This is a genomic window from Peribacillus sp. Aquil_B1, assembly GCF_022603275.1.
Classification (GTDB): domain Bacteria; phylum Bacillota; class Bacilli; order Bacillales; family DSM-1321; genus Peribacillus.
Genome location: NZ_JAKXEE010000002.1, coordinates 459,934 through 483,061 on the forward strand (window position 1 = coordinate 459,934; position 23,128 = coordinate 483,061).

General features: G+C 40.0%; 28 protein-coding genes and 1 tRNA gene. 11 read left to right on the top strand and 18 right to left on the bottom strand.

Annotation, left to right across the window (positions count from 1 at the left end; genetic code table 11):
* Nucleotides 1-293: 293 nt before the first annotated feature.
* The 3 genes from MPH60_RS15940 to MPH60_RS15950 all read right to left on the bottom strand — a co-directional run bounded on the left by MPH60_RS15940 (nt 294) and on the right by MPH60_RS15950 (nt 2,456).
* The gene (locus MPH60_RS15940; RefSeq protein ID WP_241590587.1) at nt 294-515 is read right to left on the bottom strand and encodes a hypothetical protein; all 222 of its coding nucleotides are present in this window, start codon (nt 513-515) and stop codon (nt 294-296) included.
* A gap of 646 nt (nt 516-1,161) precedes the next feature.
* Nucleotides 1,162-1,578 carry a hypothetical protein gene (locus tag MPH60_RS15945; protein WP_048686592.1) on the bottom strand — a complete coding sequence of 139 codons (417 nt, stop codon included), beginning with the start codon at nt 1,576-1,578 and terminating at the stop codon, nt 1,162-1,164.
* A gap of 806 nt (nt 1,579-2,384) precedes the next feature.
* Nucleotides 2,385-2,456 (bottom strand) — tRNA-Val (locus tag MPH60_RS15950).
* 211 nt (nt 2,457-2,667) lie between these two features.
* On the opposite strand from MPH60_RS15950, the gene MPH60_RS15955 reads away from it, so the two are divergent.
* Nucleotides 2,668-2,889: a hypothetical protein gene (locus tag MPH60_RS15955; RefSeq protein ID WP_076367067.1), complete on the top strand. Its 222-nt coding sequence runs from the start codon at nt 2,668-2,670 to the stop codon at nt 2,887-2,889.
* Between the two features lie 18 nt (nt 2,890-2,907).
* On the opposite strand, the gene MPH60_RS15960 is transcribed toward MPH60_RS15955, so the two are convergent.
* Nucleotides 2,908-3,465 (bottom strand): phosphatidylglycerophosphatase A family protein, encoded by a 558-nt coding sequence (locus tag MPH60_RS15960; protein ID WP_101224089.1) that lies wholly within the window; start codon nt 3,463-3,465, stop codon nt 2,908-2,910.
* Between the two features lie 192 nt (nt 3,466-3,657).
* Between MPH60_RS15960 and MPH60_RS15965 the strand changes: the two genes are divergently transcribed.
* From MPH60_RS15965 to MPH60_RS15985, 5 genes are all read left to right on the top strand, one after another.
* Nucleotides 3,658-4,380: an alpha/beta hydrolase gene (locus MPH60_RS15965; RefSeq protein WP_101224090.1), complete on the top strand. Its 723-nt coding sequence runs from the start codon at nt 3,658-3,660 to the stop codon at nt 4,378-4,380.
* 81 nt (nt 4,381-4,461) lie between these two features.
* A complete protein-coding gene (locus MPH60_RS15970; protein WP_241590588.1) occupies nt 4,462-4,977 on the top strand; it encodes a YjcG family protein in 516 nt (171 codons plus the stop codon).
* A 4-nt stretch (nt 4,978-4,981) separates the two neighbouring features.
* Nucleotides 4,982-5,410, top strand: a complete 429-nt coding sequence (locus tag MPH60_RS15975) for a GNAT family N-acetyltransferase (protein ID WP_241590589.1) — start codon at nt 4,982-4,984, stop codon at nt 5,408-5,410.
* Nucleotides 5,411-5,569: 159 nt separating this feature from the next.
* The gene (locus MPH60_RS15980; RefSeq protein WP_137017245.1) at nt 5,570-5,833 is read left to right on the top strand and encodes a hypothetical protein; all 264 of its coding nucleotides are present in this window, start codon (nt 5,570-5,572) and stop codon (nt 5,831-5,833) included.
* Nucleotides 5,834-6,066: 233 nt separating this feature from the next.
* Entirely contained in the window at nt 6,067-6,555 is a 489-nt protein-coding gene (locus tag MPH60_RS15985) for a spore coat protein (RefSeq protein ID WP_241590590.1), read from the top strand.
* Between the two features lie 55 nt (nt 6,556-6,610).
* Here MPH60_RS15985 and MPH60_RS15990 read toward each other — a convergent pair whose 3' ends face one another.
* On the bottom strand, nt 6,611-6,907 hold the full coding sequence (locus tag MPH60_RS15990; protein ID WP_241590591.1) for a hypothetical protein: 297 nt from the start codon (nt 6,905-6,907) through the stop codon (nt 6,611-6,613).
* A 151-nt stretch (nt 6,908-7,058) separates the two neighbouring features.
* Here MPH60_RS15990 and MPH60_RS15995 point away from each other — a divergent pair, with 151 nt between their 5' ends.
* Entirely contained in the window at nt 7,059-9,332 is a 2,274-nt protein-coding gene (locus MPH60_RS15995) for an ATP-dependent helicase (protein WP_241590592.1), read from the top strand.
* Between the two features lie 189 nt (nt 9,333-9,521).
* Here MPH60_RS15995 and MPH60_RS16000 read toward each other — a convergent pair whose 3' ends face one another.
* The 9 genes from MPH60_RS16000 to MPH60_RS16040 all read right to left on the bottom strand — a co-directional run bounded on the left by MPH60_RS16000 (nt 9,522) and on the right by MPH60_RS16040 (nt 14,098).
* On the bottom strand, nt 9,522-9,776 hold the full coding sequence (locus MPH60_RS16000; RefSeq protein ID WP_034314458.1) for a stage VI sporulation protein F: 255 nt from the start codon (nt 9,774-9,776) through the stop codon (nt 9,522-9,524).
* A gap of 111 nt (nt 9,777-9,887) precedes the next feature.
* Complete coding sequence (locus tag MPH60_RS16005; RefSeq protein WP_072272578.1) at nt 9,888-10,040, bottom strand: YjcZ family sporulation protein; 153 nt, start codon at nt 10,038-10,040, stop codon at nt 9,888-9,890.
* A gap of 101 nt (nt 10,041-10,141) precedes the next feature.
* The gene (gene spoVAE, locus MPH60_RS16010; protein ID WP_241590593.1) at nt 10,142-10,498 is read right to left on the bottom strand and encodes a stage V sporulation protein AE; all 357 of its coding nucleotides are present in this window, start codon (nt 10,496-10,498) and stop codon (nt 10,142-10,144) included.
* 16 nt (nt 10,499-10,514) lie between these two features.
* Nucleotides 10,515-11,540 (bottom strand): stage V sporulation protein AD, encoded by a 1,026-nt coding sequence (gene spoVAD, locus MPH60_RS16015; RefSeq protein ID WP_241590594.1) that lies wholly within the window; start codon nt 11,538-11,540, stop codon nt 10,515-10,517.
* 3 nt (nt 11,541-11,543) lie between these two features.
* On the bottom strand, nt 11,544-12,014 hold the full coding sequence (spoVAC, locus tag MPH60_RS16020) for a stage V sporulation protein AC (RefSeq protein ID WP_241590595.1): 471 nt from the start codon (nt 12,012-12,014) through the stop codon (nt 11,544-11,546).
* A 17-nt stretch (nt 12,015-12,031) separates the two neighbouring features.
* Nucleotides 12,032-12,418 (bottom strand): YhcN/YlaJ family sporulation lipoprotein, encoded by a 387-nt coding sequence (locus MPH60_RS16025; RefSeq protein WP_241590596.1) that lies wholly within the window; start codon nt 12,416-12,418, stop codon nt 12,032-12,034.
* 401 nt (nt 12,419-12,819) lie between these two features.
* Entirely contained in the window at nt 12,820-13,185 is a 366-nt protein-coding gene (locus MPH60_RS16030; RefSeq protein WP_241590597.1) for a DUF1360 domain-containing protein, read from the bottom strand.
* Between the two features lie 14 nt (nt 13,186-13,199).
* Nucleotides 13,200-13,772 carry a hypothetical protein gene (locus tag MPH60_RS16035; protein WP_241590598.1) on the bottom strand — a complete coding sequence of 191 codons (573 nt, stop codon included), beginning with the start codon at nt 13,770-13,772 and terminating at the stop codon, nt 13,200-13,202.
* Nucleotides 13,773-13,783: 11 nt separating this feature from the next.
* Entirely contained in the window at nt 13,784-14,098 is a 315-nt protein-coding gene (locus MPH60_RS16040) for a hypothetical protein (RefSeq protein ID WP_241590599.1), read from the bottom strand.
* A 219-nt stretch (nt 14,099-14,317) separates the two neighbouring features.
* Here MPH60_RS16040 and MPH60_RS16045 point away from each other — a divergent pair, with 219 nt between their 5' ends.
* The 3 genes from MPH60_RS16045 to MPH60_RS16055 are packed head-to-tail and all read left to right on the top strand — an operon-like array spanning nt 14,318 to nt 18,115.
* Entirely contained in the window at nt 14,318-15,454 is a 1,137-nt protein-coding gene (locus MPH60_RS16045; protein WP_241590600.1) for a GerAB/ArcD/ProY family transporter, read from the top strand.
* Nucleotides 15,411-16,934, top strand: coding sequence for a spore germination protein (locus tag MPH60_RS16050; protein WP_241590601.1), 1,524 nt, complete (start codon nt 15,411-15,413; stop codon nt 16,932-16,934). Before MPH60_RS16045 ends, MPH60_RS16050 begins: the two co-directional genes overlap by 44 nt.
* Nucleotides 16,931-18,115: a Ger(x)C family spore germination protein gene (locus MPH60_RS16055; protein ID WP_241590602.1), complete on the top strand. Its 1,185-nt coding sequence runs from the start codon at nt 16,931-16,933 to the stop codon at nt 18,113-18,115. Before MPH60_RS16050 ends, MPH60_RS16055 begins: the two co-directional genes overlap by 4 nt.
* A 39-nt stretch (nt 18,116-18,154) precedes the next feature.
* Here MPH60_RS16055 and fabI read toward each other — a convergent pair whose 3' ends face one another.
* Both fabI and mgtE read right to left on the bottom strand, forming a co-directional pair.
* Entirely contained in the window at nt 18,155-18,928 is a 774-nt protein-coding gene (gene fabI / locus MPH60_RS16060; protein ID WP_241590603.1) for an enoyl-ACP reductase FabI, read from the bottom strand.
* 133 nt (nt 18,929-19,061) lie between these two features.
* On the bottom strand, nt 19,062-20,432 hold the full coding sequence (mgtE, locus tag MPH60_RS16065) for a magnesium transporter (protein WP_241590734.1): 1,371 nt from the start codon (nt 20,430-20,432) through the stop codon (nt 19,062-19,064).
* A 122-nt stretch (nt 20,433-20,554) separates the two neighbouring features.
* Between mgtE and prpE the strand changes: the two genes are divergently transcribed.
* Nucleotides 20,555-21,298 carry a bis(5'-nucleosyl)-tetraphosphatase PrpE gene (gene prpE / locus MPH60_RS16070; RefSeq protein WP_241590604.1) on the top strand — a complete coding sequence of 248 codons (744 nt, stop codon included), beginning with the start codon at nt 20,555-20,557 and terminating at the stop codon, nt 21,296-21,298.
* Nucleotides 21,299-21,385: 87 nt separating this feature from the next.
* Here prpE and MPH60_RS16075 read toward each other — a convergent pair whose 3' ends face one another.
* Both MPH60_RS16075 and MPH60_RS16080 read right to left on the bottom strand, forming a co-directional pair.
* Nucleotides 21,386-22,285, bottom strand: coding sequence for an RluA family pseudouridine synthase (locus tag MPH60_RS16075; protein WP_241590605.1), 900 nt, complete (start codon nt 22,283-22,285; stop codon nt 21,386-21,388).
* Nucleotides 22,286-22,302: 17 nt separating this feature from the next.
* Nucleotides 22,303-23,097, bottom strand: coding sequence for an NAD kinase (locus MPH60_RS16080; protein WP_053534153.1), 795 nt, complete (start codon nt 23,095-23,097; stop codon nt 22,303-22,305).
* Between the last annotated feature and the right edge of the window lie 31 nt (nt 23,098-23,128).

Below are 23,128 nucleotides of genomic sequence, written 5' to 3' on the forward strand. Positions count from 1 at the left end.
CTACACTATCCGAATATTAAACCCAATTATTGACTGTAGAAACTGATGGTGCTGTTTTGTCGATAACTTTGACTGATTTGCTTCCACTTTTATTTCCTGCTGGATCAACCATATAAACCACTATGGATGTGCCTGCTTTTTGTTTAGCAATGTTAATGGAATAAACGTTGTTTTTTGCTGTTGCTTCCCCGAATTTCTTGTATTTATAGGGAAAATGGACAGCAGATTGCTGTCTGTTTTTATTGATTCGGGCTTCAAGTGAGAGAGGTTACATGTGACTTCAACAATTTCCCTTATAAGCCCCTACTTAATAGGGCTTTTTCATGAGTACAGGTCAGGTATTTTCGGGAAACAGCATTAAAATATCCTACATCAATAATTGATGCTTTTTCTCCTTTATCCGGGCATTGAATATGCTTAAGCTGAAGTGATTCATTGATTATGACCAAGTCTATTGCACCCAATTCTTTTTTGCACCAAGAACATTTTACAGGTAGTAAGTTTTCTTTTCCCATTAAAGAAGCCCCCTTTTTGATAAATAGGTATTCTCTATGTCTAGTTGCTATTCCTACCTGTTCACATAACCGTCAAAAATCCCTTTTTCATTACATAGTCAGATGATGTCTACATCGCTTGTTTAGCTAACCTGCCCCGTTAATACCTTGAGAAAAAGGTTGCCGCAGCAACCTCATTATTGAAGCAATGCACCCGTTAGTTTGAAGAAGAAAATTTCATTTTTCAAATCTAACTAACGTTTTTTCGGGAATTTTAATCTCATCAATATCAAAGTTATTGATCCGGAGGGTTATCTCACTATCTCGCTTTTCAGCTTCTTCTCCTACCCAACAACTATACAGTTCAAAAAAATCACCTTTTTCAAGGTAACTGTCCATAATTTCACATAATTCTATTAGCTTCTTTTTCGATTCGGCACACGTTTTTGGGTTCATATATTCTGAAATCTCAATTCCCCAATGACTTGATACCTCATAAACGTAAGGAGCCTTATGTATATATGATTTTAGGAACAGTAATATTTGGTGTTTTAGTTTTGATAATACTGATGAGGTTTCTTCAATTAACAGGTGCTTTACCTCAATAAGAGAGTCGCTATGACAGCTCTTTTAGTTTAAAGTCGGGGCACCATTTTCCTAGAGTACATTAATTTATTAGCATTTTATCTAATTCACGAACTTTATCATATGACTCCAATAGTTGTTCAGGTATTAATGTTCTCCCATAATCCCAAGCATTCGTTTCTATTTCAGATTTTAGCTTTTCTTTTTCTTCTTCGTGACCATACATTAAAATCTTTAAATCATGTTTGTTTTTCTTAAAATCCAAATAATAACCAATCATACGATAAAGAATAATTTTAACAAAGTCTTCCTCTGTCTCTTTAATTCTAATTTTCCCTTTATAACCGTTAACTTGAAGGTAATTGAATTTTATAGTATTGGTGGATACGTTATAACTCATAGGTGCACTTAGATTATTGTCAAATTCATAAATAATATCCAAATTGTGTTCATTTAATGTGTTATTAATTATCTTTTCGATATCGCTTATATAAAGCATTTAACTATCACTTCCCTTTTAAAGATTGACTTCATTATAGTAGTAGATTAAGTTATTCTTCCTTTATCAATATCATAAACTGTTGCGATCTTAAAATCACACAGTTAAAAATTAAGGAAATATTTACTATATAGAGGGTAAATCATACGAGAAGTGTGATTAATCCCCTAATAGAACCCTAATTGGAAAGGAATTTTACTTTTCATTACTCTTCCATACTTTCCTCCTTCTATTTATTTCACTTTAAAACTTTCTATCATTGGTTGTAATTCTTCTTGATGATATTGTTCTACCATCATTTCAATGAAGGCATTGCATTATACTTTTCGAGCAAAGAAACGTAATGAAGTGCTACATTATGCGCAATATTAAAGAAGGGAACAGGTTCTTTGTAACCACTCTCACTGTGAGCTGAAAATTTATCTCTGAGTCTTTCATCGTTTGCCGATATTTTGCATAGTCTTCATGCGTCATGTTCAGAGCTTCCAAGAAGTATTCCCGTGCATGGTATTCGGTAGTAAAGGTAACCGAACACATTATGGTAAAGTGGGTTTTACCAAAGAATATAATTATGTACCTTTTAAAGAAAAGCCAAAAATTTTAACCTCCATCGAGAGCTGAATAAGCAAAAGGCTTTACCCACGGTTCCTTGAAATATTAATTATTACAAATAATTGTCCTGTAATACGTTTTAATCCTTCTCTATCCGCCACCAATTGAGTAAATCATACATAATGAACTATATCTTTAAAAACAAAAAAAGACCCAAATCCTTGGTATCAAGAATTTGAGCCTTTGGTAGTTGATGACCTGTGAGGGATTCGAACCCACGACCCCTTCCCTGTCAAGGAAGTGCTCTCCCACTGAGCTAACAAGTCGTATGTAATGACTGACTGGTTACTTAAGTACATAATTTATTATAAGTTTTTTTGTTAAAAAGTCAACGCATTATATTAAAAAAGTTTTAATTTTTTCTTATTTTATTTCCCCGCTCTGCAAAACGCGAACGAACATTCCCTTTTCACTTGCATATAAAACAAATGTTCGCATATAATGATAGCAAGCAAGTCAGCAAAGGAGTGACAGGGAATGAAATATATACTTCGTAAACATATGGAAGAAAATGCTCCATTGGAGATAATTTATCTCTCCGAACAAGGTAAGATCACGCAGCGGAAAATTCAGGTGCTTGAAATTTATCCAGGCCATATTCACGCATTCTGTTTTCTAAGGCAGACAAAACGGACATTTAAAGTGGCCAACATCCTTTCTGCCCGCCTCATTAAGGCCAGGTTTGACAGGTCTGGCTAAAAGATTGTTAATCAAGGTTCAACCGATTAACTCTTCTTCTTCCTGGATGTCCTTTTCCTGTTCGGTTAACGATTCTTCTTCATCTCTCAGACGGTGAGCTAACCTTGAGGCGGCACTCGCGGCAATGCTTGCAACGATATCATCCAGGAAGGTATGAACGATTCCTTCTTGCTTCTTATCAAGTTCGTGTATGACGCCTATTTTATTTTTATCCAAATGCCCAAAGGTCGTGACAGCAATGCTTCCGTAACCGAGTACTGCACCAAAGGCAATCGTTTCATCCACTCCGAATAGCCCTTCATCAGACTCAACAATCGATTGCAGTGGTTCTGATAGTTTTTTTTGCTCGGCCAGTTTATCCAGCTCCACACCGACTAAAATGGCATGTTGAATTTCCCTTTTCAACAGGACACGCTCAACGCTGTGGATGCATTCCTCCAGCTTAAGATCAGCTTTGTACGGGAACTGCAATTCATAAACGATTTTTGCAATTGCTTCCACACTGACACCACGCTCTAATAATGTTCGTTTAGCCGCTTTCGTTACTTCCCTGCTGTGTACCTGTACATCTGCCATTTTATTCGCCACCTTTTTTATTGTATTATTTTTCTATATCCTTTTATTATAGCACCTTATTATTCAAATTTTTAGAAAATACAATGAAAATTTTCTATTCTAAAATCTTGTCACGGGAAAAAGTCACAAGGCTATGCTAAAATAATCAAGTAAGTTGTTTTTCATTATTAATGATCATTGAGGTGCGGGAGAATGAGTTTACGCAAAGGCACAATTAAAGAGTACATGTTTAAAAGCGAAGCTTTAGCAGAAGAATTGGAACTGCTTGTTTACTTGCCTGCTAATTTTTCGCCACTGTATAAATATTCGCTTGTGATTGCTCAGGATGGCCGTGATTATTTTCAAATGGGGCGAATTGGTCGGGTAGCAGATGAACTCTTAGGGAACGATGAGATTGAGAATATCATCATTGTCGGCATTCCCTATAAAGACCGATTTGACCGCAGGCGCAAATATCATCCGGACGGGGAACAGCACATTGCATACATACGTTTTCTTGCCCATGAACTTGTCCCGTTTTTAGATGATGAATTCCCAACCTATCAAATGGGACATGGTCGAACTTTGATAGGTGACTCTCTTGGCGGTACAGTTTCTTTATTGGCCGCACTAAAGTATCCGCATACATTCGGGAAATGCATCATGCAGTCGCCACTTGCCAATGAAGCAGTAATGGATGCAGTACGTAATTTTGAGGATCCGCATCTTCTTGAACTTTACCATGTGATCGGGACTGGGGAAACAGATGTTCCGACGACGGATGGCAAGAAGGCAAACTTCATAGAACCCAACAGGGAATTGCATAAATTAATAAATCAAAAAGGATTTCCTTACTTCTATGAAGAATTTGAAGGTAATCATACCTGGAAATACTGGCAGGCAGATTTAAAACGAGCACTATTGGAAATGTTCTAATCCTCTCTTTTTGAGATGGTTTCAAGAAAAAACATGTCCAACTTTAATACAACAATAAAAAATTATCAGGAGGTTTTATTTATGAAATATGGTGTTGCAATTTTCCCTTCAAAAAAACTTCAAGATTTAGCTAACTCCTATCGCAAACGGTATGATACGAAATATGCTTTCATACCACCGCACCTGACGCTTAAACCAACGTTCGAAGCGACGGATATGGAAATTTCAACGATCGCGGATCAATTAAAAGACATTGCTCGTAAGTGCAGGCCATTTACGTTGAACGTTACGAAAACGAAATCTTTCCAGCCTGTAAGCAATACTATTTATTTCAAAGTGGAATTATCCGAAGGGCTTCAAGAGCTGCATGATGCACTTAACAATGAGGATTTCATTAAAAGTGAAAGTGAGCATGCTTTTGTCCCGCATATTACCATCGCCCAAGATTTATCCGATAATGAGCATTCTGATGTTTTAGGCCAATTAAGCATGCTTGACATCAGCCATGAAGAAGAGGTGAAACGAGTTCACTTGCTGTATCAACTTGAAGATGGGGCATGGACCGTTTATGAAACATTTAGATTAGGAGCTGAATGATTTCGTGTTTGTAAAAATCGCAGAGAACAGCCAAGAGCTTGAAAATGCTTATATGATTCGAAAAAAAGTGTTCGTCCAAGAACAAAACGTCCCTCTTGAAGAAGAGATCGATGAATATGAACAACAGTCTACACATTTCGTTTTATATGATGATCAGCGTCAGCCAATCGGTGCCGGCCGTTTCAGGGTCATCGACAACATCGGTAAAGTCCAGCGCATTTGTGTACTATCATCGGGCCGTAAGAATGGTGCCGGTGCCATGATCATGAATGCTATTGAGGAATATGCCATCCAGCAGGAAGTATCTCAATTGAAGCTTGATTCCCAGGTCCATGCCATCCCTTTTTATTCGAAATTAGGGTATGAGATCGTTTCCGACGAATTCATGGATGCTGGCATCCCTCATAAAACGATGAAGAAAACCATTTTATGATATAAAAAAGCTGTCCTTTCAGTTCTCTGATTGGACAGCTTTTTTTGTTTGTTCATGAACTTAAATTATCGTTTTATAAAAAAAACCATTTCCGTTCAATGGCAATCTCCGCAAAAATACATAGTCTATATATAGAAAGCAAGAAGGAGGGAAAATTTTATGGGTAACAATGATTTTAACCTGGAGGAGTCTCAAAAAAGACTGATGGAACTGCTGGTTTCGAGGACTATGAGAAAACATGGTTTCAAAAAGGAAAAGGTCGATCTAACCGAAAGAGAGAAAAACAACCTTAAAGAAACCATTCGCCATTTACAAGAGCAATCACTAAAAATCATAAACCAAGAAAAGAACATCACGGAACATGATGTTAATCCAGTTACAAATTCCATTCACAACAAATTCACGGATTCCAAAGATAAATGACACACCATATCACCTAATCAAACCTTACTTGCTGGCGAGAAATAAGTAAACCGAGACATAGCAGCACTTACATTTCATTCCTAAAGCTCCAGCTTCTTTATTATTCATCCCCACACACTAATACTTTCTCTAAGTATTAAAAAATAGACGAATTAACTGATTTATTCGTCCAACCCGATTACCCATCAAAGCATATTTTAATAGGGAATAAAACCTAAGGAGGAAAAAACAACATGAACCAAAATGTATATCGTAGCAACTGTAACACACATGAAGACTCTGAAAGATCATGGTCGGCTCTAGATTCCGCTTCCAGACATCCACTGTCAGGGTTCTGTAACGACGATGACACACGCATTAGCCAAGAGGCAATACAGGATAATAATCAAGTTCAGCTTTCTGAAGAACTTATTTACATTAAAGATTCTTGTAATGTAAATGTCACTTCAACGGATGTTAAAGCGGCCCTTTCTCTTCAAGCTGCTCTACAAGCTGCAATTGCGGTCATCGTAAGCATTTCCATCGCAGATTCTGATAATGCTGAGAAGATCACTCAAGAATTAATCCAATCTTCTAATGTTAAACAAATCACGCGCCAAAAAACAATCGTTGAAAACAGCCGTGATATCGACATTACAACGACTGATGCACAAATCGCTCTAAACATCCAATTATTACTTCAACTATTGTTAGCTCTAATCGTAGAAATTGACATTCTCTAAGGAATCAACACAAAAAGGACACTTCACGTGTCCTCTTTTGTTTTTTATGGCAGAACTAGACAACTTCGTTAAAAAACCTGCCTTTTCCTGTCATTTCAGCCGTTAAATCTTCGCTGACCCTCATGCCCATTTGATATTTATATGTGCCTGCCCCATATGTACTTTCCCGATCATTATCTTTCATTTGATGTAATCCTTCAAAGCTTCCCCTCTCCCTTTCCAGCACCTGATCAAAACGGACAGGTTGAATGGGTGTCGTCCCTTTAACAATTCTTACATTCTTGGCAGCTTCGGCCGTCCGGTTGGCATATTGAATATAATCAAATTGTGTGACAGGTGCTATGTAACCCATAGTTTTCCCTCCTTATATATACATAGTTCTGTTGTCATTTAATTACCCGACCGAAACAATATTTAAACACGATTTCCGCATTCTTTTTTCCTAATCTTCTGGTATGATGAGTATTGCCGATATTTTTAATAGATTAGAGGTATCCATTTATATGAATCAAGCAAAATCTGGCAATGAAATCGTACATTTACATACCGTTTCAGCTGGTGAGCTGCAGACACTGTTTGAAAAAGGAAAACGTGATCAGCTTTCTTGTATCATTTGTCATAAACCAGTGAAATTATTTATTGGAATCCATGAAACGCCTTATTTTTATCATAGTGATCCATCGCAGGTACCCTGTGATATGCCAATTTCAGAACCAATAAGTGAGGAAAAGCCATTAGAGTATATGGAACAGAATGGATTTAGGATTCCTACATCACGAACCATTACGGAAACGAAAACCATTACAGAACCTTTCCTTAAAAGCCGGCCCATAACCGGCAATCCGAAATTTTCAGATAAACCATCCTGCCTGGCACAATCAGAGGAACCATACTTTCAAGAATTATCCTCATCGGGGGTTGTTCTCGATGCAGAGCAACTCAAGGCGGTAACGACAATCGATGGACCAATTCTCGTCCTATCAGGAGCAGGCAGCGGGAAAACCCGCGTATTGACGGTACGCACAGCCTACATGCTTACAGTGAAAAAGATTGATCCTAAAAGCATCATGCTTGTAACATTTACGGCGAAATCCGCAAAGGAAATGCAGCAGCGTCTGCTCGGTTATCCTTATATGACTCCTTCCCTTGTTTCTCAAATCGTTAGCGGGACCTTTCATAGCATCTTTTATAAAATCCTGATTTTCCATGAACCAGCCAAATGGCAGCGTGATTTCCTATTGAAGTGGGAGTGGGAAAAAGAAAAGGTATTAAAACAGGCTGGCAGGGAATTGGAACTTGATGATAAGGAATTTGCATATGATCAAGCCCTTCAACAAATTGGGCTTTGGAAAAACTCATTGGCTTTTCCAGAAGATATCCAACCTAAGGACGATTGGGAGAAATCGTGTTTATTTTTATATAAGAAATATGAAGAATATAAACAGCAAACAGGGAAGTATGATTTTGATGATATGCTTGTAGGCTGTTATGTATTTTTAAAAAATCACCCGGATTTTTTAAAGAAATATCAGCAAAGGTTTAATTATTTTTTGGTGGATGAGTTTCAGGATATCAATAAAGTTCAATATGAATTGATAAAACTCCTCTCTGCTGAATCAAAAAATGTATGTGCAGTTGGAGATGATGATCAATCGATCTATTCATTCCGGGGAAGCGATCCGAAGTATATTTTGAATTTCAATCATGATTTCCCTCGTTCCCAAGTTGTGAAACTGACGGAGAATTACCGCTCTTCCCATGAAATTGTCGCTACAGCGAACCGATTGATCAAGCGCAACCAGAACCGGATGGAGAAAAAGATGAGGGCACAGCATGATTCAGGAAATCCCCCTGTTTTATTTTATCCTTATGATGAGGAATTGGAAGCAACGATGATCGTATCCGATATCCAAGAGAAAATATCCAAGGGAGCAAACCCTGGGGATTTTGCAGTATTGTACAGGACACACACGATGTCCAGGGCCATTTTTGAACGGCTGGCCGCTTCCAACCTGCCATTCGTCATTGAAAAGGATGCGGATTCGTTTTATCAGCGCAAGGTCATTCGCGGCATGCTTGCCTTTATGCGTTTGAGTTTGTTCCCGCATGACAGCAAGGCAGCAGCTGATGTCCTTTCCTCCTTATTCCTAAAGCAAAGTATATTACAGGAATTAAAAGCAATGACAATATTGCAGGATTGTGATTTTATCGATGCATTTGCTTTTGTTAAGACAGGACATGCTTTTCAGGAAAGAAGATTAAAAACGATTCCAGGACTGATACGCTCTTTAAAAATAATGTCGCCACTCGTAGCTTTGGAAATCATCGAAAAAGATTTAGGATACCAGGAATATGTAAAAAAGCGCGGAAATGATGCGAACCTGGAAAAAGGGTCCGATGACATCCGTGACTTAAAGGTGGCGGCAAATCGTTTTCCCACCGTCGCCGCCTTCCTTGAACATGTCGATCATATGACTGCGATGGTCCAAGAGATTAAACAGCTATCGAAACATTTTAAGGATGCCATACAGCTTACCACCATACACCGTTCCAAAGGGCTTGAATACCAAACCGTTTATGTCCTTGCTGCTGTTGATGGCAGCATCCCTCATGATTTCGCACTTGAATCTTACCGAAAAGGGGAACTATCCCCTCTTGAAGAGGAAAGACGATTGCTCTATGTAGCGGCAACCAGGGCCAAAAAGGATCTTTACCTTTCGATCCCGCAAACTAGACGCGGACGGACCGCGCATCCATCACGTTTCTTGAAGCTTTGACCAAAAGCTGATGCTAACCATATATGAAAAAAGATGAAAAAAAAGGTTCGGAATGGTCTCATCCCGAATCACTTGAAATTTTATGGAATGAAATCAAGCTGCAACTTTTTTATAAAAAAAACTGCGGACAAACCCGCTTTCTTCAAGTTTGTCTGCAGTCTGAAGGCCTGCGTGATAGCAGGCCTTTTTTCACTTTTTATTTATCATATTGGATATCGTCCCGAAATCGAGTTTATTCCCTTCAGCTACGATGGAATGAACGATTTTATCTTCCGTTTCTTTATTGACCGGTTTATTCGCGATTTTTGAAACACGCTTAATGACATTTCTAACAGTCGTTTCATCTTTGAAATTGGCTCCTTGGAGCGAGTTTGCCAATTCTAATACATCTTTCATATTTACGCCGGTTTTACCTTCTATGTTTTTAAAAAAGTTATTATCCATACCTAAGCCCCTCCCTTTTCTGTACCTATCCTATGGCATTATCAGAAAAATGGTGCTAGGCCCATACAAATAAAAAAAAGGAATAGGCTTCTTCTGCCTATTCCTTTTACCTTAGCAGAAAGAAGCCCCTACAATGATCAATAGGATAAACAATACAACGATTATCGCGAAAGTGGAACCGCCGCCACCGTATCCTCCGCCATAACCGCCGCCGTATCCATAACCGCTGCCGCCACAACAACCGTAGCCACCAAAACCAAACATACATATCACCTCGCTCTCGCTAAAGCTTACTGATAACATATGTAGGTCTGGACAAATATGTATAGGCCATGTCCTAGTCCAGGCTGCCTATTTCCGCTTGTTCATCCTTTTGGTCTGAAAACCAATGCTCCGATGAACCCAAAGACGATTGCTGCAGAGATACCGGAACTTGTAATTTCAAACATGCCTGTCAGTACGCCGACGAGACCATGTTTTTCCGATTCCATCATCGCCCCGTTCACCAGGGAGTTCCCGAACGAAACGATCGGTATGGTTGCTCCGGCACCAGCAAAGTCAATAAGCGGCTCATATAAATCAAATCCGCCAAGGACAGCTCCTATTACGACGAACAAGCTTAACGTATGTGCCGGTGTCAGCTTAGCAACATCGAAAAGAAGCTGGCCGACTACACAGATCAAGCCACCGATGACAAAGGCCCAAAAAAACATTGCTAACATCGAAATCTCTCCTTTTTCATGAATTCATCCCATATTCAATGGCTACAGCATGGGCAATGCACGGAATCGTATCTTTTTGCTGGACGGAAAGTGGTGACAATAATGCTCCTGTTGCGACCAGCAGGATTTTTTTATATTTACCGGAAATCATTTCATTCAATATATGACCATATAATACCACTGCCGAACATCCCGCGCCGCTCCCGCCAGCCAAAACAGGCTGGTCCTTTTTGAAAATCATCAATCCGCAATCCTTGAATTTTTCCTGATTGATATCACAGCCCTTTTGCTTTAATAAGTCAAGAGCTGTCTCACTTCCTATCTGACCTAAATCACCAGTAATGATGAAATCATAATCATCCGGGGTCAAACCAGTATCTTTGAAATGGGCAAGTATCGTATCGACTGCCGCCGGGGCCATCGCTCCCCCCATATTGAAAGGATCTTTCAATCCCATGTCAATGACCTTTCCGATAGTGGCGGAGACAATATGGGGAAATTCCCCTTGCTTGCTTCCATCAGGAGCAACAAGCGCCACCCCTGCTCCCGTTATCGTCCATTGAGCTGTAGGTGGTTTTTGCCCGCCATATTCTGTTGGATAGCGAAATTGTTTTTCAACAGCTGCATTGTGGCTCGAGGCACCTGTCAACACATAGTTAGCACCGCCATAATTAGTGATGAAGGCAGCTAGAGCAAGCCCTTCCATCGATGTGGAACAGGCTCCAAACAAGCCGAAATATGGAATACCATTGGTTCTTGCTGCAAAGCTTGTAGGTGTAACCTGATTGATTAAATCACCCGCCAAGAAAAATTGCACTTGCTCCTTGCCGATCTTGCCTTTTTCCAATGCAAGCTCAACCGCTTTTTCCATCAAATGCCGATGAGCTTTCTCATATGAATCCTGCTCCATCCACAAATCGTCGTATAGAATATCGAAATCACCCGCGATTTCTCCATTAGCTTCAAATGGCCCGCCTGTTACCCCTGTTTCCAAGATGACCGGTTTATTGGTAAACATCCATGTTTGTTTTCCCTTTAACACCGCTTAGCCCCCAATCATTAGGTAAATCGTTTTTATCAACGCCACGATAAAGGCTGAAAATACCCCAAATAAAATGACCGAGCCGGCCAATTTAAACATATTGGACCCAACACCAAGTACAAAACCTTCCGTCCGATGCTCAATGGCTGCTGAAATGACTGCGTTACCGAAACCAGTGACAGGGACGGCACTTCCTGCCCCAGCAAACTGGCCAATGCGGTCGTAAAATCCGAAACCGGTCATCAAAAGAGCCAGGAACACCATCGTAGCAGTGGTCGGGCCTCCGGCTGTCTGTTCCGTAAAATTGAAAAAATAAATATAGAAGTAGGAAATGGCTTGTCCCACTATGCAGAAAATGCCACCTACTAAAAAGGCCTTTAAACAATTCTTCACTATCGGTCTTTTAATTTCATGCTTCCCTTGAAGTTCCTGATACGCATCCTGCTGTGGGGTCGTTTTCTCCTTGCCGCTCATATTGCTGAACCTCTCTTCTAAATTAATTCTTTTTGAAGTTCTTCAATTTCCTTGAACTTCTTCCTTGCCTTTTTCTCGGGTACATCTTTTTCCTTAAGTAACTCGTTCAATCTTACCGATTCCAAAAAGATTTTATAATCGCTAGATACGATAAAATCATTTTTGGGAAACTTGTCTTCCAGATTTTTGGTCACAGTCTTTTCAATTTTCTTCATATGAAAACGTTGTAAGTGCTTAACCTTATAAGCGACGATAATCTTTTTGTCGTTTTTCACGACGATCACGTCATAGATGGTGTCTTCATTAGCAACTGTTTCCTTGACCTTTGAGATCAGTCCCTTTTCATCCTTCTCATCCATCCCATTAATGATATCCATCGGTTCAGGATTCGTACGTTTAATCATTGCTAAATTCTCCGTTTTTCCATCATTCTTATTGCTGCATGCAGTAAGCACACACAAAAAAACTATAAAAACCAGAAAGCTGGCCTTAAAATACCTTCCTTGTCTGAACATAGAATCACATCCCAATTTATCGTTCTATTGTTATTTTCTTGTTTAACTGATTTTTTATGAATGGTAGGATTAGGAAATGTAAAAAACCTTTCCGAAATGGAAAGGTTTTTTACTCAATAGCCTTTATTTTTATTGTTATTATTACAGCCACAGTCCTTCTTGATTTTGACCGGTTGATCTTTTTTTATCGGTTTGGCATAAGCCCATGGATTCTGTTTCTGATTCAATTTATGACTCCTCCTTTAACATCTATACCATACTATATGAACGAAGAGACAAGTTGTTTCCAATCAAATGTCCATAATTTTGCTGATTATGACTTCAATAATCGCCCCTACTGCTGCTACGGCAAGGATTAATATCAGTGCGTCACCTATAAACCAATGTTGGATATAAATAAAAACCAGAAAAAGGCTGACCCAGACACCCACGCACCAATAACAGCTTAGTAATTGACCAAACCAGCCAAGCAGGCCCTTTTCCTTGGGCATTAAATATATTTCCACTACTCCTTCTTCATTTTTTTCCTCTATCTCATTAAAAAAGGGGCGGCGCAACGGCTCCATGATTTTATCGAAGACGATCAAACGTGTCAGCCTGAAGGAAGCCAAGCCTAATATGATAAATAAAGTGAATTCATTTTGTGGGGGAAACATTTAATATTGCTCCTTCACTTGGATTCTTCAATTATTTTGGCATCGATAATATCCGGCAGACCCACGAAACGGACATGGTTCCCTCTTTTAATCTTCACTGATTCCCCCTTCATTCCCAATACATGAAACTGAAGCGTTTCTCCGTTAATAACAGCCTCACATAGTGGCTTTGGAAAACCTTGATGATTGGATAGGCGGGAAATGATATCACGAGAAGAATCTTTCTTCTCCACCTTTTTCCTTTTTCTCTTAACTGGCTTATCGCTTTTCTGTTCTATTTGTTCAGGATGTTCCATTTCTTCAACCGGAGTTTGCTCAGGGACATATTGTTCGGTGATTTTCCTTATTCCCGTTATCTCCTCTTCAATTTCCTTCATGGCATCATAAACACCAAATTCGCGTTTGATTTGTTCGATTTTTTCGTTTTTATTTTCGGCTTCATCCTGAAGTTCCGGCTCAACGCTGTCTTGGGGTTCAGCGTTTTTCGTTCGAAAATCACTTTGCATATTTCCACGCAGATCTGATATTTTCGCTTGATCGACATATAAAAGTGGTTTGGATTCCTTATCGCCATTTTTCTCAGACATGAAAACCCTCCTTAATATTTCAGAATATCCACGGACTGCAGCTGTTCCATTTGGTATTGGACAACTTTTTTACCGAATTTATGCCTTATGAACAAACTGGATTCTTTTTTTTGTTCCAATTTTCCGAATAGTGTGCGGTCATTGATGATGAACTTACATACAGGCTTAGGTGCAAAGGCTGGAAGTCGGGACAATAGCTCCACCAATTCCTCGGCGGTATATGAAGTGCTGATATTTTTTTCATGCAAATTGATATGTCTCTTCAGCGTACTTTGTATGGTTTGTTTTCCATCAGCACAAGGCAGACCAACTTTCTTCACGTCCATGATACCCCTCCTTCTTTTTCACGAATAGGGTTGAAAGCAGGTTTATGCCGATTCTCGCAAACAATGAATATCCGCTCTATGTATCATTTATATGAAATTCACCCTTCTTTATGCTGGAGATGTGCCACTCCCCCAAAAAAGGACATCAACTAATCTTGGATATGCTGGGCATTAGTGGAGAAAACTAAAAAAATAATGGTTGTTAAAGGAGCTCCGAAGATGAAAAAAAATGGAAAGGTTTCAACCGTACAACTATCTTTAATCGTGATGACGGCTGTCGGTTTAAAAAATCATGTAACGATCCTTCCTCATTTACTGCCAAGTGCTAAACGGGATGGCTGGATTTCCGTACTGCTTGCTTTAGGGTTGATACTCCTTTGGTGTTTACTTTTGTTTTACATTCACAAAGCCACCGGACAGACCAACATATTTGTATGGGTGGAAACGAATATCGGAAAGGTACCAGGCAAAACTTTATCCATTGTCATAAGTACCTTTTTCGCTTCATTAGCTGCGGTGTCCTTAAAAGAAATGATTGTGTGGACAAAGGTATCCTATTTACCCATAACGCCACCAATCCTTGGCATCATCCTTTTTACGGGATTATGTTTTTTTCTTGCTTCCACTAACATCCAAACGATTGTTATCACTAACACATTCGTACTGACTGCGGTAATCATTTTTGGTTTTTTTGTAGCGATCACAAATATCCAATTTAAGGATTTTTCACTATTAAAGCCAATCATGGAAAATGGATGGTCTCCCGTCATTTCTGGAATAATCTATCCTTTGTCAGGGCTTATTGAATTGATTGTCATACTATTCATGCAGCAAAAACTTCATGGAAATCTAAAATTCAGGGTTTTTGCCTTAAATGCCATTATCCTTACCTGGCTAATCCTTGGCCCCCTAATTGGTTCCATTACGGAGTTCGGTCCAATGGAGGCTTCCAGACAAAAATATCCGGCTTTTGAACAATGGGGATTGGTGACTTTAGGTAGATTCATTGAGCATCTTGATTTTCTCTCGATTTACCAATGGTTAACCGGAGCCTTCATAAGAGTATCGTTTTTCTTATTCTTATCACTGGAGGTGCTATCCATAAAAAAAAAGCGCAGCAAAACGATATTACTCATTGCCTATTCCATTATCCTTATCGTCTCCAACGCTTACAGCTTCAGTGATGTAATTTTATATCACATTATCGGAGTGTATGTCATGCCGATTACGTTCTGGTTCTTTTTAGCGGTTTCCATCCTTTTAAGTATTTTTGTTTTCTTCAGCAATCGTAGAAAAAGGAGGCCAACATCCAATGTTCAAGAAAACCAAAAAGCAACTGTCCAATCCGAAAAATAAAAAGGATTACATAGAAAAACTTGATATAAAAGAGGAATCCGATTTAAGAAAAATATTTCAAAATTCAGGAGATGTTTTTTTCCAAAGCAGTCTTTATCGTAATGAGTTTCCCCTTAAAGTAACATTAATTGGATGTGAAGGACTTATCGATACTGATTTGTTAAATAATCTTGTTTTTGAAAGGTTAACTTTATTTTTTCAAAAGTACCCAAAGGGCAAATTAGCTATCGAGGATTTAAAGGACTCCCTTCACCTTCCTCAACTTACGGAAATTAACACCAATGAAGAGTTATTTGCAGATATCTATTCTGGGAAGTTAATCCTTCACTTTGAAGGATTCGAATATTTATTATCCGCTAATATTTCTAAGCGTCCCCAGCGCAACCCTGAGGAAACATCTGCCGAAGTCACAATCAAAGGACCCAGGGATAATTTCATAGAAGATTTATCCATTAATGTCGCTTTAATCCGTAAGCGAATGCGAACAAACTCCTTGAATGTTAAATATTTCGAGGTGGGCAGGCGAACTTTGACTAAAGTCGCTGTTTTATATATGGATGACATTTCTAATCCTGATATGGTTCAGGAAGTATCTCGTAAAATTGAAGCAATCGATGTAGATGGGATATATGGCGGTAATCAATTTATGGAATTGATTGAAGAAAAGCCATCGATTCTTTTCCCTAGACATGACTATTCGGGAAAGCCGGATTTTGCCGTACAATGCCTGTTAAAAGGAAGGCTATTAATTTTAATTGATGGTGTTGCCTACACCATGATTACACCAATCAACCTCTTCATTGTCTTAAAAACATCCGAAGATAATGAATACACGTCCATTTATGCTTCATTTGAAAGGGCCCTTCGATTATTCGGTATTTTTATTGCGGCTCTATTACCAGGTTTTTGGGTCGCTTTAACAACCTTTCATCAAGACCAGCTCCCGCTGATATTATTGGCCACAGTAGTGGAGTCCAGAAGGGGCCTGCCACTTCCAACAGCACTGGAGGCAATTACGATGGTAATCGTCTTTGAAATCTTCAAAGAAGCAGGGATGCGTCTCCCCACTACAATAGGGCCTACATTAAGTGTATTGGGAGCCTTGATCATAGGGGATGCCGCCATCCGCTCCGGTTTAACCAGTCCGGCCATGCTTGTAGTCATCGCCGGTTCAGCTGTCGCCACTTTCACTCTCGTCAATCAGTCGATCATTGGCGTCATCAGCTTAATAAGGCTCGTGGCCATTATATCCGCTTCATTTTTGGGACTTTTCGCATTTATTTTGTTAGCCCTATTTTTATGTGCATATGTAAGTAATATCCGGATATTAGGAGTTCCTTATATGGAAGTTTCCGCTAATTTGAGTATGTCCAACATAGTCAAAACACTTTTTCGCATTCCTCCCTCATTGGATAAAAGACGCCCATCCATCTTTTCTTCAAAAGATCCTACGAAGAAAGGTGAGGAAGGACATAAATGAAAACGAAAAGCGCTTTCATTCTTTTATTATGTGTTCTCGTTCTCACTGGCTGCTGGGATTCCAATGAACCTGAACGCCTTGTGTATGCAAATGGTTTAGGCATCGATTATAAAAACGGAAAGGTCATCGTACACCTTCAAATAATTAATATGAAAGGATTAGCCAAATCGGAATCCGGCGGTGACCCAAGTTCACTTAACGCAGCTGATGTTGGAACAGCTACTGGAAATACGTTGGAGGAAGCATTATTCAATTTATATCATACGGCCGATCGGCGTATTTATTGGGGACACCTCTCATTTGTGATTTTTTCTGAAGAAGCGCTAAATGTGGGCGGGCTCAAATTCACAGTTGATTTTTTGGACCGTTACCGTGAAACACGTTATCGGATATACTTTTTCATGACTAAAGATTCGATAAAAGATGCCATGCTCATTTCTCCCATTGAAAATATCTCCATGGCATTTTCAAAGCTGAGTGATCCGGATGATAACTATCATCAAAGTTCATTCATCCCGCCCATCAATCTTAGAGAGATAATCATTCAACTCGATGAACCTGCCAATCAAGTATCCATTCCAGAATTAAAAATAACTGAGCAATGGACCGGTCAGGATAAAAAGAAGAAGTCATTATTAATGGAAAGTGTAACGATCATTTCCAATAATAAAATAAAGGAATTTCTTCCTAAGAATGTCATGAATGGTGGGCGATTAGTCAATAAAGATTTCGTTCGTGATAGCGTAACCCTTTTCCCCGGAACAGAAAAGGATACATCTGTCATTCTTTACGATAAAAAGACAAAGATCACTCCTATCATCGGAAAAAATGGGAAAGTCCGATTTGATGTGGACTTGAAAATAAGGGCAAGTGTTGAATTGATGAAAAATGATATAACGCGTAAACAATATGAATCAGAAATAAAACGCTCAATCATGAAAGAGATAAAAAAAACATATCAATATACGCAAAAAAGAGATATCGACCTCTTCAAACTCTCCAAAATACTTTATCGGGATGAAAATGATACTTGGAAAAGAATTGAGAACGAAGGAATGATCCCCTTGGAAGATGATACGCTCAGACAAATTAGGGTTGAGGTAGAACTTCAAGATACCGGTAAACAAAAATTATCTCCTATCTTTGAAGGACAGAGAGACAAAGTTTGGAAAAACCAATAAAAAAGGGGACCGATATCTATCGGCCCCCTTCTTTTATTGTCATCCGATTACATGGTAACCGGAATCCACATGGATATTTTCCCCGGTAATACCCCGGGACATGTCACTTAATAAAAATACTGCCGTATCCCCTACTTCTTCAGGAGTCGTTGTACGACGGAGCGGTGCTTCTTCTTCAATCTTCTTTAAGATTGTATTGAAGTCACGAACACCTTTAGCGGATAAGGTACGGATAGGTCCTGCTGAAATAGCATTCACTCGAATGTTGTCTTTGCCAAGATCACTTGATAGGTAACGGACATTGGCTTCAAGCGAAGCTTTAGCCACTCCCATTACATTATAATTAGGCATGACACGTTCACCGCCAAGATACGTCATTGTGACAATGCTGCCGCCTTCCGGCATGATTTCTTTCGCGGCTTTAGCCACCGCCGTTAAAGAAAATGAACTGATATTATGGGCAAGCAAAAACCCTTCACGGCTCGTGTTGACAAACTCACCGTCCAGCTCTTCCTTGTTAGCGAATGCCACACTGTGTACCACGCCATGAATGATATTTGTTTCTTCCTTGATCGCCGCAAAACATTTTTCAATGCTTTCATCCTTCGTTACATCACATTGCAAAATAATGGAAGACTCCCCTTCCAATGTAGAAGATAGTTCCTTAACGCTTTTTTCCGTACGGTCTTTTCCGTAAGTGAAGATAAGCTTTGCACCTGCTTTATGTAAGGAACGGGCAACTCCCCATGCTATACTTCTTTTATTCGCAACACCCATTATGACAAACGTTTTTCCTTCTAATGAAAAAGTCATCGTATATGACCTCCTATTTTTAATACAAGATATTAGTACCTGCTACTAATGACAGTATATCAAATTTCCTCTCATAAAAACACCGTTTTCTGAAGCCACCTGGGAATAACACTTCAAAAAATCCTTCTTTAGCTTATAGTAAATAACCCATGAATAATGTAGCTAATCCGAAATAAATTAGGATACTGATAATGTCATTGATGGTCGTGATGAATGGTCCGGAAGCAACCGCCGGGTCGATCTTCATTTTATGCATGAGGAGCGGTACAAGCGATCCAGCGAGTGTGGCGACTATCAATGTAATGAAAATCGATATGCCGACCAATAAACCGAGCATTAAATCCCCTTGCCAAATATATACGATTAAGCTGATGGCTATTCCACATGTCAGGCCGGTGATGAGGCCTGTCCCAGCCTCCCGCAAAACTAGCTTCCACTTGCTATCCTGCTCCAAGTCCCCTGTTGCAATTCCCCGTACTGCAACAGCCAATGCTTGAGTTCCTGTGTTACCGGCCATTCCGCCAATCAATGGAATAAAAACAGCAAGAATCGCTTTTTGGCTAAGTGTCTCCTCAAAACGGCCAATCAGGCTGGCGGTCAATAAGCCTAAAAACAAAAGGATGATCAACCATGGCAGCCGTTTCTTGGCAGCAGAAAAGGGACTCTTATCAACATTGTCCAAATTTGATACACCCGCCAATTTGGAATAATCATCAGACGCCTCTTCATCCATGACATCAATGATATCATCAACCGTAATAATCCCTAACAAATGGTTTTGGAAATCGACGACAGGCACGGCAAGGAAGTTATAGTCCCTTATTTTTCGTGCCACCTCTTCCTGGTCTTCCGATACAGGTACGGAAACTACCCTGTCATCCATTAAATCACCGATCAAGGCATCTTCATCAGCTATGATCAATGTCCTGAGCGATAAAACACCAAGCAGCTTCTTATCCTGATCGGTAACGAACACATAATATATCGTTTCCGCTTCCGGAGCTTCCCTTTTTAAGATCTGCATGGCTGATCGAGCTGTTTCGTTTGCTTCAATGGCAATGAACTCTGTCGTCATGATACTTCCTGCCGTAGATTCCTCATAGTTCAGAAGCTCTTGGATTTCACTTGCCGCTTCATCATCCATGATGGTCAAATAGCTGACCGCCTGCTCATCATTGATTTCATTCAGGACGTCAGCCGCATCATCCGCATACATATTGGAAAGCATATCCGCTGCATAAGAAGGGTTCATTTCTGCCAGCAGGCTTTCGTAATCATCTTCATCTATTTCTATATTTTCAAAAAGGCCTGCCATTTCTTCCGGTGACAAATATGTGTAAACGACGGATCTGAATTCATCTGACAGGCTTGTATAAAATTGAGCCTGATCATATGGATGCATTTCAAGGAACTCCGTCCGAAACTGATCCAGATTTTCCGTTTTAAGCGCTTCAAGCAAAAGCTCATTATTCATTTGACTGCTCTCCCGCTCCCGGTCCTTCATCTCCTCCATGACCATACACCTCCTAATACATATTTTTTCATTTCCTCGTTTATATTTTATTTTTTTAAATAATACTATACTAATACCATACACATAGACAAAACAAACAAAGGATGTGTCAAATGAACATCGATATCATCGGGGACATTCATGGATGTTTCGCTGAATTCAGGCAGCTGACCGAAAAAATGGGCTATACATGGGAGACTGGGTTTCCTGTACATCCCTCTGGAAGGATTCTCGGCTTTGTAGGGGATTTAACCGATCGCGGCCCAAATTCCCTACAAGTAATAGAGGTTGTCCATGAATTAGTCATTAACCAAAATATTGCAAGGTATGCCCCAGGTAACCACTGCAATAAATTGTATCGTTATTTTTCAGGCAATAAAGTTCAAATATCGCACGGTTTAGAGACTACTGTAGCTGAATATGAATCACTGAACAACCGGGAACAGAAGAAGATCCGAAAAAAATTCATGGATTTGTATGAACGTTCCCCACTTTATCAACTCCTTGATGAAGGGCGCTTGATCATTGCCCATGCAGGAATTCGCAGTGACTATATTGGTCAATATAACAGTAAGGTAAAAACCTTTGTCCTCTATGGTGATATAAATGGCTCCAAACATCCCGATGGGTCTCCTGTCAGGAAGGACTGGGCCCAATCCTATAAAGGGGAAACATGGATTGTATATGGACATACACCAGTTCCTGAAGCTAGACGAGTCAATCATACATACAATATTGATACAGGCTGCGTCTTCGGTGGAAAACTGACCGCTGTCCGTTATCCCGAAATGGAGCTTCAAGAGGTGCCTTCAACTATGCCATATATTGCGGAAAAATTCAGGACATCTTTTGATTAACCAAAAAAACTCGCCATCTTGGTGAGTTTTTTTGCGTCTATGGATTTTTCATAGGCTTGAATTCGTTTTAATGCGCCGGTTATAAAGTCAACTTCCCTCGAGCAAACGGCTCATATCTTCTGGTAACTCCTCTTGAAACAACATCATCTTCTTGGTGAAAGGATGTAAAAATTTCAATTCAAAACAATGAAGGGCTTGGCGAGGGATACCGTTCCTTTTCCCTCCATATAAATCATCACCAGCCAGCGGGTGACCTATATGCGCCAGATGGACCCTGATTTGATGTGTTCGCCCTGTTTGGAGCTCCAGATTAAGGAATGTATGGGACGCTGTGTATGCCAATACCTTGAATAGGGTACAGGCATACCGGCCATCCTCCCTGACTTCCCGTTCAATGATACTGGTCGATTTTCGTCCGATCGGCGCCACTATCTTTCCAACAGGTCCTTCAACGATTCCTTCAGCTATGGCTTGGTATCTCCGTTTAACCTGTCCTGATTTTTGCTGTTCACTTAAAAGGTGATGGATATGCCGGTGCTTGGCAATTAAGACCAGACCTGATGTGTCCCGGTCAAGACGTGTAACTATATGGATCGTTGCCTGTATTCCCGTCTTCCTATAATAACCCGCCAAGCCATTCGCCAGACTGCCGTTGGGATGCTCGCGGGAAGGAATAGTATTCATGGAAGGGGGCTTGGCCACTACCAATACAAACTCATCTTCATACCTGACATTAAGGGGGATGGGTTCCGGTAAAAGGCCTTCGCTTGCCTGCTCCGGCGGAAATATGATGGTGACGATGTCGCCTGTTTCTATCCGTTCCCTTACGGTTACTTCTTCGCCGTTCAACTGGATATATCCACCTTTAAACTTAATATCCGTTAAAGCTCGTTTTGAAATATCGCATTTGCTGAGAAACTCTCGCAATAAAGAGCCAGAATCCTCTTCAAAAACCGACCAGGTCAAAGTAAAGTTTTGATTTGACATGAGGTGAGTCTATCTCCTTAATTAGCAATAAATGAATCATGCACTCTTTTCCAGAAAGGAAAAGGGCGGAATCTGGCAAATCGGATCTTTTCATCTGCCACCCGGCATTGTATCGACTTTACATTTTCCTGTAGCAAGGACAAATGGTCGACGGTAATTTGAAAATTGACCGCATTGACCGGCCTGAACATACAAGTATGATGTGCCGGCAGCAGAAGCGGCGATCCTACCGTCCTGAACACCCGGTTATTAATGGATGCCAATTCGGTAATCTGGATGGCATCGATTGATGGATGGACGATGGCCCCGCCAAGCGCCTTATTATACGCCGTGCTTCCAGATGGCGTAGCAATGCATAAACCATCTCCACGGAACGTCTCGAAATGCTGTCCGCGAATTTCAACGTCCATGACGAGCGTCCCTTCAACACTTTTGACTGTCGATTCGTTCAAAGCCAAAAACCTGGCTTCCCGTCCACCATGCTGATAACGGACGATCGTTTCGAGCAGTGGATATTCCACTATTTGAAATGGTGTTTTTGCTAAAGCAATCACCAATTTTTCTATTTCATCAGGGGTCCAATCTGCATAAAAACCAAGATGTCCTGTATGTACACCAACAAAGGCGGTTTTATCCAATCGATTCTTATAACGATGAAAAGCATATAATAAAGTACCATCACCACCGACAGAAATGACAATATCCGGCTGATCTTCGTCATATTCCAAATGAAAGTCCTGAAGATACGTTCGCATCCTTTGCATTAAAGTATTCGATTTCGCATCTCCTTTTGACGTAATCGCAAATTTCATGTAATCCCACCTTCAATTTAGATTTCTTCTC